Here is a 12567-nt window from a genome sequence, read left to right as displayed (position 1 = left end):
GCCAAAAGTATGGGAAATGAATCATTTAAACTGCTCATAGTTGATGATGAATTATTAATTAGACAAGGGATCATTAATTATATTGACTGGGAAAAAGAAGGTTACCAGATAATTGGTGAGGCATCCAATGGGAGAGAGGCACTGCAAATAATTGAACAATCCAAACCTCATATCATCATTACAGATATTGTCATGCCGGAAATGGATGGGATTGAACTCGTCAAGGTAGTAAAAGAAAAATATCCGGATATCGAAATGATTGTATTAAGCAGTTTTGAGGATTTTCATTATGTAAAATCCACTTTTCAAAATGGTGTAGCTGATTATATTTTAAAACCTAAGTTAAATACTGATGAATTGTTACACACATTAAGCAGAATTACAGAGAAAAAAGTGGACCCGAAATCATTAGAAAAACACTCAGTTTCGGTAGAAGAGATGCTTAAAAAGCAATTACAAGGTTACCAGTCTGGAACTGATTTAGAGCGGTTGAAACAGCAGGTTCCATTTACCCAGTCCAATCTGCTTGAAATCTTCTGGGACGAAAAGCAGGATATTTCCACAGCCATTGGACCGTTGCTAGAAAAGTACTGTAAGCAAATAGAGAAGTTGACTTATTATCATATCCCGTTTGAGGAGAATGGAAAACAGCTTTATTTACTTAACTATCAGATAGATGTATTAGCACAATTAAAACAGAAATTTAATCAATTAATCGCAGAAATAGACCCGAATGCAAAGGCAGTCCTCAGCCAGCCTTTTCAAACAATAGAAAAGATGAAAGTAATTTATGAGGAAAATCACCAAAAGTTGAAGCAGATATTATTTTATTTTCCGGAGAAATCTTTGCTCATATACGACAAATTACCGAAGATGGAGCAAAATAAGAACGAATTTGATTTAAACCAGTTTATTTATTTATTTAAACATAAACACTTTGATAATGCCTTTACCTATTTAAAAGAGCATGTGGATTCATTGTCAAAGCAGTATGATACAGATGTATTTGAATTCAAATCATGGCTGGAAAACATTATCTTTAACATTACAGTATTATTAAATAATATGAAATATGAAACAGATCAATTAGACGCCCAAAAATATCAGCTTTTCACTGAAATAAATGAGGCATTTGATGTGAAAGATGCACTCTCAAGTTTTTACGGCTTTTTAGCGAAGGTGGAGGATCTTGTTCTGTCGAGTGCAGATCAGTCACCGAAAATGAATCAATTGTTGAACTATATTGAAGAAAATTACAGAGAGCATCTTACTTTATCAACACTTGCAGCTCACTTTCATTTCAATCCTTCTTACCTGTCAAGTTACTTTAGTACACACCATAAAGAAGGCTTCAGTGAATATTTAAACAATGTCCGGATAAAAAAGGCAATGGAGATGCTTGAAACCAGTACATTATCCATCTCCACTGTTAGTGAAATGACAGGCTATTCTGATCCAAGCTATTTTTGCAGAGTATTTAAAAAAATGACAGGCAAGTCTCCAAGCAGTTACCGAAAGGAATCATACAAAGCGAACTGAGGATATCTTTTATGAAAAAAATGATAGCGATTATTCAGGCAAATAATCTATTTTTCAAAATATTTATTATTATGTTAATCAGTATTATTACAGTATCTGTTTCGATCACTTTCAGTACAATAAGAATGTCGAGTGACTTGTACATGGAACGGTTCAGTATTACAAACAATAAAGTGATCGGCCAGATTAAAGAGCAGTTCGATATGTACAGTTTTTCTGTTGTATCCACATATGTGCGTGTGGATGAAAACGGAATTATTAAAGGTCTGCTGCAGGGTGAAAAAGATACTGCCGTGGAGAAGTCCCAATATTTTTATCATATGAAAAGTAATATGGACAGAATCTATGCAGAAGTCGATCCAAATGAGGCGAATATGATCATTATGAGTCCTGATCATGATGTGTTCAACATGAATTATGTCAGCTGGCCTGTTGTTGCGGAAGAGTTAGCGCATCACCCGATAACCGAACAGTCACGTGAAAACCCCCATCAGATTCTATACCAGTTCGATGCTTCAGCATTAACAAACAGAGTTCCGATGATTATTGCGACAAAAGCGTTAATTGAGCGGTCATCAAACGAGATTTACGGTTATTTATATATATCGATCCGGGAGCGTGACTTAAGAAACTTTTATGAAGGATATACGAGTGAAGGTAACAGTATCTTTTTATTACAAAACACAGGCCAGATTATTTCAAGTGACAGACAGAATTTAATCGGATCAGAATCACAGGAACTTCTTCGCCATGTAAAAGAACTGGAACAGTCAAATGAAGAGTACCATAATGTGCATATATTTAATCGTAATCAGGTGTTAATGGCAGAGTATTTGCCGCAGTTGGACATGTATCTGGTCAACCTTGTCGACCGGGAAGCCCTTCAGCAGGATATAGTTGATACCAAAGAAATTGTAATGATCAGTATCGGAATTGTTCTTGTAACTGTATTGGTTATTTTCCTTATCCTTAGAAGAATGACTGTTTCTATCAGTAAACTGGTCAGACAAATTTCCGACATGGCCAGGTATAAATTCAGTAAACCGTTAGAAGAAACTGGCGGATATGAATCGAAAAAAATTGCAGAAGCATTTAATTACATGCTGAACGAGCTGCATGATTATGTGGAGATATTGATAAAAACACAGGAAAAGCAGAGGAAAGCTGAGCTCGAAGTCCTGCAGCATCAAATAAATCCGCATTTCATTTATAATACACTTGCATCCATCAAGTTTATGGTCAAACAAGAGCAGAAGGAAGTTGCATTCACTACAATTGATGCGTTTATTTCATTGCTGCAAAATGCATTGGGAGATATAGATGAAACGGTGACAGTTGAGCAGGAAATGGAGAATTTAAAGAATTATGTGTTAATTAATCAGGCGAGATATGGAGACAGAATAAAAGTAAATTATCTGATCACACCTGATTGTCTGGGGTACCGCTTGCCAAAACTCGTGCTTCAGCCATTTATAGAGAATGCTTTTTTCCATGCTTTTACTGAGAAGAAAACAGGTTTCATTAGAATTTTAATAGCGGAGCAGGATGAGCAATTAGTTTGTGAAATAATTGATAATGGGGATGGCATGGTTCAGGATCAGTTAACAAGGAAAGGAAAGCGCCAGTTGTTTAGCGGAATTGGTGTGAAGAATGTCCATGAAAGAATTCAAATGCTTTATGGAAAGGAGTATGGCGTGGTAATCACAAGTGAGCCGAACAAAGGAACAAATGTGAAGGTAACATTGCCGATCATCCAAAAATAATCCGGAATCTAAAAAAAGTACAAATATGCTGACTCTTTCGGTTAATTGATCTAAAAATAGTCATAATAATTGCTAAAGATCGTTCTAACGGTCTTTAGTTTTTTCATGTTACAATTCGGTTACAGTGTTGAAAACGCATACAACACTAATAAAAAAACACATAGGGGGTTTTTCAATTGGGTAACAAATTATCTAAAAAGTTTTGGCTGCTTATTGTAGCATTACTTACAGCAATGGTATTAGCAGCATGTGGCGGCGATTCAGAAGAAGGTTCATCTGATGCTGATGGAGGCGGAGATGGAGGAACAACAGATGATGGCGCTACTAAAATTACAGCATGGGCTTGGGATCCGAATTTCAATATCGCAGCATTAAATTTAGCGAATGAATCTTACAATGGAGAAACAGAAATTGAGCTTGAAATTATCGAAAATGCTCAGGATGATATTGTACAAAAATTAAATACAGGATTAAGCTCCGGAACAATGAAAGGGATGCCAAACATCGTATTAATCGAGGATCAGCGTGCGCAAAGCTTCCTGCAGTCTTATCCGGATGCATTTTATCCAATTGGAGATTACTTTAATACAGAAGATTTCGCGGAATATAAAATTCCACCAACAAGTTTAGATGGAAAACAATACGGTCTTCCTTTCGATACTGGTGCAACTGGATTCTTCTACCGTACAGATTACCTGGAAGAAGCTGGTTATACACATGACGATCTTGTAGATATTACATGGGCACAATTTGTTGATATTGCAAAAGATGTAAAAGAAAAAACAGGTCATCCAATGCTTGCACTTGATCCGAATGATTTAGGTATTTTACGTGTCATGATGCAGACAACTGGTACTTGGTATACAACAGAAGATGGGACAATCAATTTAGTTGATAATGAACCATTAAAAGTAGCTCTTCAGCATTACAAAGAATTAATGGACAATGATTTAGTGAAATTAGTTTCAGACTGGAGCCAGTATTTAGCAGCATTTAACAGTGGGGATGTAGCATCTGTTCCTGCAGGTAACTGGATTGCTCCAAGTATTGAGGCAGAAGAATCACAAAAAGGTCTTTGGGCAGTTGCACCAACACCGCGCTTAGATATGGAAGGTGCAGCAAATGCATCTAACCAGGGTGGTAGTTCATGGTATGTACTAAACATTGATGGAAAAGAAGCAGCAGCAGAATTCCTTGGCAACACATTTGGTTCTAACAGTGACTTCTACCAAAGCCTGTTAACTGATGTAGGGGCAATCGGTACGTACAAACCTGCATCTGAGGGAGAAGCTTACCAATATGAAAATGAATATTTCGGCGGTCAACAAGTAATCTATGAAATTTCACAATGGATGGAAGAAATCCCGCAAGTAGATTATGGAATGAATACGTACGGAATTGAAGATATTCTAAGTGCAGAAATTCAGCAATACTTAAGCGGCAAGAGCTTAGAGGATGTACTTGCTGATGCACAGGCACAAGCAGAGGCACAATTTAAATAAAAATAGCTGGCCCATGGGTAACCGAAACAATGGTTACCCTCCTGATGGGCCTTGTTTAATACAACTTGGATTTCGTGAGAAACAGAGTAGTTTCAGGTAAGAGGAGGATGAACATGAGTCAAGTTTCTGGAAGTGCCAATAATACGAAAAGACAAAGCACATTTTTCACTCGATTCAAGAAAAATTATATCGGCTGGATTTTTATTCTTTTATCAGTACTTGGCATCGGCTTGTTTTACTTTTATCCAATGGTTCAAGCTTTTCTGCTATCCTTAAAGTCAGGGATGGGAGCAAATCTTGAATACGTTGGTTTTGATAACTATGCAAGATTATTTGGTGATCCAACATTCATTACATCTTTGACGAATACATTTATTTATTTGTTAGTGCAAGTACCTGTAATGATAATATTGGCACTATTCTTTTCCGTTTTATTAAATGATCCGAAGTTAAAGTTCCGAGGCTTCTTCCGGACAGCAATATTCCTGCCTGCTGTAACCTCACTGGTTGCATATGCGGTAATTTTTAAATACTTGTTCGGTAACGACGGGCTTGTTAATGAATTACTCTTAGGCATGAATTTAATTGATACACCACTTAATTGGCTTTCAGATCCTTTCCTTGCTAAAATAACGATTATTATCGCTATTACATGGAGATGGACAGGTTATAATATGATCTTTTATTTATCCGCATTACAAAATGTCGATAAATCAATGTATGAGGCTGCAAGAATTGATGGAGCCTCAAGTATTCAACAGTTTTTCTTTATTACGATACCAATGTTAAAGCCTATTATCTTATTTACATCCATTGTATCAACAATCGGAACACTTCAATTGTTTGATGAGGTAATGAATATAACAAATGGTGGACCAGGGAACTCAACATTGTCGATCTCTATGTATATTTACAATCTTTCATTTGAATATACACCAGATTTCGGATATGCAGCGACTGTCTCTTATGTCATCGTAATCCTCGTTGTGATTCTATCGTTCATTCAATTTAGAGTGGCAGGTGATCGAGATTGAAAAAGGTGAGAAGATTTTTCATATATTTATTCTTAAGTATCGCAGCAATTGTATCCATCTTTCCATTCTTATGGATGCTAATAAGTATGACGAACAAATCAGTGGATGTAACAGGAGGAAGATTATTGCCTGGTACGCATTTAGTGGAGAACTTAAAAAACCTGTTTGCTACTGTTGATATTGGTACCGCTTTAATGAATTCCTTTATCATTGCGATTATTACGACCTTTTTGACATTGCTGATTGGTTCATTGGCAGGTTACGGATTCGAAATCTATCGCACCAAAGGAAAAGATATGGTCTTCAATATTTTATTATTGTCGATGATGATCCCGTTTGCGGCGATCATGATTCCATTATATCGTTTCTTTGGTCAGGTATCGTCTGTCTCTCCACTGATCGGAATTGATACATTGGCAGCAGCAATTTTGCCAACAATTATCACTGCGTTCTTTATCTTTTTCTTCAGGCAGAATACGAAAATGTTTGCTAAAGAATTAGTGGAGGCAGGACGGATTGATGGATTAAGTGAACTTGGTATCTTTTTCCGGATATACTTGCCAACAATGAAGACAACTTATGCAGCAGCAGCGATCATTGCTTTTATGAACAGCTGGAATAACTATTTATGGCCACTAGTTGTCTTACAGTCACCTGAAAACCAAACAATACCTTTATTAATTTCAAACCTTGGTGCTGGTTATACACCTGATTATGGTGTAATCATGACAGCAATCGTTATCGCGACACTTCCAACGGCTATAGTATTCTTCCTGATGCAGCGTCACTTTGTTGCAGGGATGATGGGGTCAGTGAAAGGGTAATACAATATAACTAAAGAAAATTGGGACAAATATAATGTAACTATTGATCTTCAATAAGCTAATAGATGATTCTAGAATAGGCGATAAATTTATAAATTCTCATGAACAATCCGTTCATGAGAATTTTATCTTTTCCCATTCTTCTTACAAAAATTAATGAGCATAGTTCCAGTGTAGGGCGAATTGAAGATCTTCCCTAAATTCCTGAGAGTAGTCATACATGATCTTCCAGGTTGACTAAAAAAGAATAAGGTTTTATTCTAATTTATATACAGTGATGAAAGCGCTATTATAAGAGGAGGGAGATTCAATGATCCGTAAAGGCTTTTTGATGAAGGTATACCCGGATAAGCACGAGGAATATGAGCAAAAACATAATGAGATATGGCCGGAAATGGTAGAGGAATTAAAGCGTCATGGTGCAAGTAATTATTCAATTTTTTTAGATAAAAAAACAAGCACACTGTTTGGCTATGTAGAAATAGAAGATGAAGAAAAGTGGAACAGGATGGCATTGACAGAAGTGAACCAGAAATGGTGGGCATTCATGCAGCCATTAATGGAAACAAATGAGGACAGAAGTCCGGTAACTATTTCATTGCATGAAGTTTTTCATATGGATTAAAAAAATCATACCTGTCGGCCAGAAGTGACTGACAGGTATAATTTCAGCTATTTTCAGGGGAATATCCAGGTAAACAGCTTGGCACTCACTTATAATAATGATTCCGCTCCATCAATAAACATTTCTGTTCCTGAAATATGACTTGACTCATCAGAGGCAAGAAATCTAATCAGTTTGGCTACCTGCTCTGGCTTTCCTGGCCCATCCTCCAAAGGTTTATCACCTTCCGGATACTCAACAGGTATGTCAATTTTCTCAAGCTCTGGTGTCTTTTCCGTATTTTTGCCAATGTTTGTTTCAATAGCTCCAGGACAGATAATGTTCACTCTGATTTTGTATTGGGCTAATTCAAGTGCAGCCATTTTTCCGAAGGCCATCTGTCCGGCTTTAGAAGTACTGTATGCAGACATACCAAGATTTGAGAAGACACGATTACCATTAACCGAGCTTGTTATAATAATACTGCCACCATTTGATTTCATTAATGGAATCGCATATTTGACCGTATGGAAAGTGCCTTTTAAATTTGTGTTAATGGTTTTATCCCAATCTTCCGGGGACATATCTTCGATTGGGGCAAGCACCCCGTTGATTCCGCCGTTTGCAAAAACAATATCAAGTGACCCCCACCTGTTTTTTACTTCCTCAATTCCATGCTGAACTCTTTTCGGGTCAGATAAGTCTGCATCAACAACAAATGCTTCACCGCCTAACCTTTCAATATCTTCTCTTACTTTTTCTGCGCTGTCTTCCTTTATATCCATCAGGCAAACTTTTGCACCTTCTTCTGCAAGGGTTAATGCGGAAGCCCGGCCTATTCCTGAACTTCCTCCTGTGACAAGGGCGATTTTTCCTTCCAAAGACTTATTCATTTTATTTCCTCCTATTATTTCATTACTAAATAGTATTGCTAAAAAAGTTTCTTTTCTGCATTATTTGGGAATATCTTTTAAGATAACAGAATTTGCTAAGTTGTTTCTTTTATTTCCCTCTTGAAAGAATTTAAAACGTTTACAAATGTCAGACTTATCGCAGAAAGTACTGCATACCAATAGGTAGTAAAAAGAATAAAGGAGGGCCACTGTATGGAAAAAGAAAAGAGCAGAAAGGCGACAACCGGCTGGAAGGCGACAGTTGCGATTGCCATGGCAAACTATATCGAGGCTGGGGCAATTATTGCAGCGGCAAGCAGTTTAACATTGTGGCAGACATATCTGAATTTTGACAGTGTTGGTGTAGGTTTGTTAAGTGCATTAAGTGCTAATGCTCTTGGAGCAGCTGTTGGTGCATTACTTGGTGGTTATATTACAGATAAGTTTGGCAGAAAAATTGTATTTAACTATGATCTAATTGTGTATATGTTTGGTATTCTTTTAATTATGTTATCAGTGAATTTTCCAATGTTACTGATTGGAACCGTAATTACCGGTATTTCAGTCGGTGTCGCCGTTCCGGTTTCTTGGACTTATATTGCAGAAGAAGCGCCATCGAAACAGCGGGCTTCCCGTGTTGGTGCCGCCCAGTTAGCATGGTCTATCGGACCAATGATTACCTTCTTTCTGGCAGTCTTATTAGAGCCACTCGGACTGCTTGGATCGAGACTGATATTTTTCCACCTGCTTGTCATTGCATTTATCACATGGTATTTAAGAAGAGATTTACCTGAGTCAAAAATATGGGCGGAAGATAATGAGAAAAAACAATTAGAAGTAAAAACAGCAAAGCTGCAAAAAAGCTCTGTAAAGGATCTATTTGCATTGAAAGTAAACCGGCAGGCAATTTTTCTGTTAATTGGTATATATTTATTCTGGAATCTTACGGCAGGTGCAATGGGGTATTTTATGCCATACATCTATGAAAATGTGGGAGGACTAAGTAATGGCCAGGCAAATTTGCTTCAGGCTTTTCTATGGATGCTGACAGTGCTCACAACCTATTTCGGGTTTATGAAGCTTGCGGATAAAATAAGTCAGCGTTTTCTATTTGGATTAGGTGCTGTAATGGGAGTCACCGCCTGGCTGATTCTCACCTTTATGCCGATGAACTGGGCGTCATTAGTTATATTTGTCGTACTCTGGGGATCTTCTGCCGGCATTGGGGCACAGGCATTTTATGCACTTTGGACAAGTGAACTTTTCATCACAAGATACAGGGCATCTGCTCAGGGGTTAATGTACTTCATTGTTCGCAGCGGTATTGCTGTATGGTCTTTTATACTACCAGTATTAATGGATAAATTAAGCTTTACTGTAGCAGGTGTTGTGATGATTATTTTCTTAATCATTCATTTAATTATAGGTATAGCATTAACTCCTGCAACACGCGGAAAAACTTTGGAACAGATTGAAGAAGAACGGTACGGTTGAAAACAGTTAGGATAAAAAATCCTCGGAGATAACGTATCCGAGGATTTTCTCATTCCAGCTGACAGACACTTGTTACTCTGCGTCCTCTTCAATATACTCCAGTAAATCACCAGGCTGGCACTCCAGAACTTTACATAAAGCATCTAATGTACTAAAACGAATGGCTTTTCCTTTTTCATTTTTAAGTATTGATAAATTGGCAGGAGTAATGCCAACTTTTTCTGATAATTCATTTAACGACATTTTACGTTCGGCCATCATTACATCTAATCGGATTCGTATCATTTCTAATCGCCCACTTTAAATCGTGTATTTGTTCTCTTCAATTGCTCTCACCGCAACCTTTAGTGCAGCACCAATCATAATAAAGATTACACCGCTGATAATCGTCTCAATATAGTCAATGTTCGTAAATTCAACTGTAGCATTCGTAATCTCTAAAGCAGTTAACACTTTTTCAAATATTAACCCGTCGAAATAAATAAATACCGATCCTAATACAAGGTCTATTGCTCCTAACATATACAGCAGTTTTACATTTTGTTCAATAAAAAGACTTTGACGATAAATATTTTTAAACAATTTATGTAGAATGCGCAAGACAACCAGAATATACAGGAAGAGAGTAATTGTTGCAATAAATGATAGCATGATTACGTTTTTATCTAAATAGATAGCAGGTATTTCTTCAAAATAAATGATCAAATAGCTGTACATCGGTTCAAATGGTCCAACTGACTTGGCAAAATTACTTTCAGGAAACCATAGATATGCAATATGGTAAGCAAAGCTGAAAAAAGAAATTATTAAAGCGAGATAAAAACCTATTGAACAGAAAATGTAAGCAAATTTAAATAGTGCCTTTAACTTCATGTCTACACCTCAATTATTATATGTTATTTTCATTATACAATATATATTTATCGAAAAACAATAAAAATATATTGATTTTTGAATTTTTATAGTTTATATTGGAATGGAAATAAGAGGAATGACGAAAAAGGAGAAATGAGATGAATACAAACAGAATTTCATTAATTGACGGGTTACGAGGGTTTAGTTTGTTAGGTATTTTACTGGCAAATTTATTAATTTTTCAATATGGTATGTTCGGTAAGGATGAAATAGCCTTTTATGACTTACCTGGATGGGATATGGCAGGCTATTACTTTATGGAAATATTTGTGGAAACATCCTTTATGCCGATTTTTTCTTTTATCTTTGGTTATTCACTAATCTTAATGGTTCATAAATTACAAGAAAAGCAGTTACCTGTAAAACGGTATTTTTTCAGAAGGTTTCTTGCATTAATGGTTTTCGGGTTGCTGCATATGTATTTCATTTGGGATGGTGATATTCTTTTTGCATATGGATCCTTGGGAATTATTTTATTAATGTATTTAAAAAGAAAGCCTAAAACGTTACTGGTATGGTTTATTATTCTGGCGAGTATTAACTTTCTGTTCGGATTTGGTGGTACTGCCGAAGAATCAGATCTTTTATACAGCAAAGAGACGATTACGGCATTTTTACAAGAATCTACCGTAATTTTTCAAAATGGCAGTTACAGTGAAATAACAGATCACCGCTTAAACGACACACCAATGGAACTTAGTGATGGGGAAATGATCGCAATAATGATATTAGCACCATTTACGATCATGCCTATGTTCCTGCTCGGTATGTATGCGGCACATAGAAAATGGCTTCTGAAACCGCAATATTTTAAAAAGATGGCACTATTATTGATCCCGATAGGATTGCTATTAAAAATATCGCCATATTTTATCTCGATAGTAGATTTCAGTATGACAGGCGGAAGTGTACTGGCTTTGGGGTATGTCTTCCTGTTTTCGCATTTTTATCAAAAGTGGAACCAGCATCACGTAATAAAGGCATTTGAAAAGTTTGGGAAATTATCACTTACCAATTATATTTTGCAATCTATTATCTTTACTCTGATTTTCTATGGGTATGGGCTTGGATTGTTTGCGAAGCTCGGAGTATGGGCTGCCGCACTGATAGGGATAGTGATATATACACTTCAGGTAGTTTTCAGTAACTGGTACATGAACCACTTCAAACAAGGGCCGCTTGAGCGGATTATCCGAATGGTTGTTTACTGGAGCTTTAAATCAAAACCGAAAGAAAAGAAACCGGTCGAACTGGTTGAAGAGCATGGATAATGAAGAGATTGCAGGAAAGGAGCAGAGAGATAGTGAATAATGAGACAGTCCTTTATTTAACAGCTGGTGAGAAAGCTCTGATTATTATCGCACCTCCGGTTCTGGGAGGATTACTTGGCTGGTTTGTGCCATCTGTTGCGGAATGGGTCATAACGTTACCGTTCATCCCATTTCAGGGGGTGCTCGAATGGATAGCATCTGTAGAAAGTGAGTGGGTTTCTGTTTTGCCGGTAATGATAGGAGTGATTGTGGGTATAATTTTCACATACTATGTGTTCACAGAATCTTTGAAAATAACAATTAGAGATGAAGAAGTGAATCTGAGTGTGAAAAATAATAGACAAAATATTAAAAAAAGAGAACTCTCTTCCGTATACATGGATGGGAAATATCTAGTATTCCTCAATAAACATGGTGAAGAACTGTATCGGGGACGGCCGGAATCTAAGAAAGAGTTAGTGATCGAGGCATTCAGCCAGTATGAATATCCATGGGAGGATAGAGATCCATATGAAGATCATTACCAGCGCTGGGTACGGGACCATCCCGACTACTCCCGGCACGTTAATGCACTGCTGGCAGCGAGGGAAAAAGCCTTAAAGGATCTGGAAACGAAGGAAGCGGAAGTGCTGCGCAAAGACCTGGCTGACCTAGGTATAGTTATCCGTGATAAAGGCAAGCGGCAGTATGTACGGATGGGAACAGAGCGTTAGGAAATAGATAGGAGG

The 12567-nt window shown here is 37.0% G+C and carries 12 protein-coding genes; 9 read left to right on the top strand and 3 right to left on the bottom strand.

Features of this window, described 5'->3' with window-relative positions; all coding sequences use genetic code 11:
- Window positions 1–9 precede the first annotated feature (9 nt).
- The 6 genes from BMW36_RS09315 (at window position 10) to rhaM (ending at window position 7287) form a co-directional block, all read left to right on the top strand.
- Window positions 10–1539, top strand: coding sequence for a response regulator transcription factor (locus BMW36_RS09315; RefSeq protein WP_089740605.1), 1530 nt, complete (start codon window positions 10–12; stop codon window positions 1537–1539).
- Between the two features lie 11 nt (window positions 1540–1550).
- Entirely contained in the window at window positions 1551–3302 is a 1752-nt protein-coding gene (locus tag BMW36_RS09310) for a sensor histidine kinase (RefSeq protein ID WP_089740604.1), read from the top strand.
- Window positions 3303–3478: 176 nt separating this feature from the next.
- Complete coding sequence (locus tag BMW36_RS09305; protein WP_089740603.1) at window positions 3479–4804, top strand: ABC transporter substrate-binding protein; 1326 nt, start codon at window positions 3479–3481, stop codon at window positions 4802–4804.
- Between the two features lie 113 nt (window positions 4805–4917).
- Complete coding sequence (locus BMW36_RS09300) at window positions 4918–5838, top strand: carbohydrate ABC transporter permease (RefSeq protein WP_089740602.1); 921 nt, start codon at window positions 4918–4920, stop codon at window positions 5836–5838.
- The gene (locus BMW36_RS09295; protein WP_089740601.1) at window positions 5835–6662 is read left to right on the top strand and encodes a carbohydrate ABC transporter permease; all 828 of its coding nucleotides are present in this window, start codon (window positions 5835–5837) and stop codon (window positions 6660–6662) included. Before BMW36_RS09300 ends, BMW36_RS09295 begins: the two co-directional genes overlap by 4 nt.
- 310 nt (window positions 6663–6972) lie before the next feature.
- Window positions 6973–7287 carry an L-rhamnose mutarotase gene (rhaM, locus tag BMW36_RS09290; RefSeq protein WP_089740600.1) on the top strand — a complete coding sequence of 105 codons (315 nt, stop codon included), beginning with the start codon at window positions 6973–6975 and terminating at the stop codon, window positions 7285–7287.
- An 89-nt stretch (window positions 7288–7376) separates the two neighbouring features.
- On the opposite strand, the gene BMW36_RS09285 is transcribed toward rhaM, so the two are convergent.
- A complete protein-coding gene (locus BMW36_RS09285; RefSeq protein ID WP_089740599.1) occupies window positions 7377–8159 on the bottom strand; it encodes an SDR family oxidoreductase in 783 nt (260 codons plus the stop codon).
- 213 nt (window positions 8160–8372) lie between these two features.
- On the opposite strand from BMW36_RS09285, the gene BMW36_RS09280 reads away from it, so the two are divergent.
- The gene (locus BMW36_RS09280; RefSeq protein WP_089740598.1) at window positions 8373–9653 is read left to right on the top strand and encodes an MFS transporter; all 1281 of its coding nucleotides are present in this window, start codon (window positions 8373–8375) and stop codon (window positions 9651–9653) included.
- A gap of 72 nt (window positions 9654–9725) precedes the next feature.
- Here BMW36_RS09280 and BMW36_RS09275 read toward each other — a convergent pair whose 3' ends face one another.
- Together BMW36_RS09275 and BMW36_RS09270 are read right to left on the bottom strand one after the other, a co-directional pair.
- Entirely contained in the window at window positions 9726–9938 is a 213-nt protein-coding gene (locus BMW36_RS09275; RefSeq protein ID WP_089740597.1) for a helix-turn-helix domain-containing protein, read from the bottom strand.
- A 15-nt stretch (window positions 9939–9953) separates the two neighbouring features.
- Window positions 9954–10526 (bottom strand): DUF2975 domain-containing protein, encoded by a 573-nt coding sequence (locus BMW36_RS09270; protein ID WP_089740596.1) that lies wholly within the window; start codon window positions 10524–10526, stop codon window positions 9954–9956.
- A 140-nt stretch (window positions 10527–10666) separates the two neighbouring features.
- Between BMW36_RS09270 and BMW36_RS09265 the strand changes: the two genes are divergently transcribed.
- Together BMW36_RS09265 and BMW36_RS09260 are read left to right on the top strand one after the other, a co-directional pair.
- On the top strand, window positions 10667–11839 hold the full coding sequence (locus BMW36_RS09265; protein WP_089740595.1) for a DUF418 domain-containing protein: 1173 nt from the start codon (window positions 10667–10669) through the stop codon (window positions 11837–11839).
- 32 nt (window positions 11840–11871) lie between these two features.
- A complete protein-coding gene (locus tag BMW36_RS09260) occupies window positions 11872–12552 on the top strand; it encodes a YqeB family protein (protein WP_089740677.1) in 681 nt (226 codons plus the stop codon).
- Window positions 12553–12567 lie beyond the last annotated feature (15 nt).

This window comes from Gracilibacillus ureilyticus (genome assembly GCF_900111195.1).
Lineage (GTDB): Bacteria > Bacillota > Bacilli > Bacillales > Amphibacillaceae > Gracilibacillus > Gracilibacillus ureilyticus.
The sequence above is the reverse complement of the archived record's forward strand: the minus strand, read 5'-3'. Positions and strand labels throughout refer to the sequence as shown.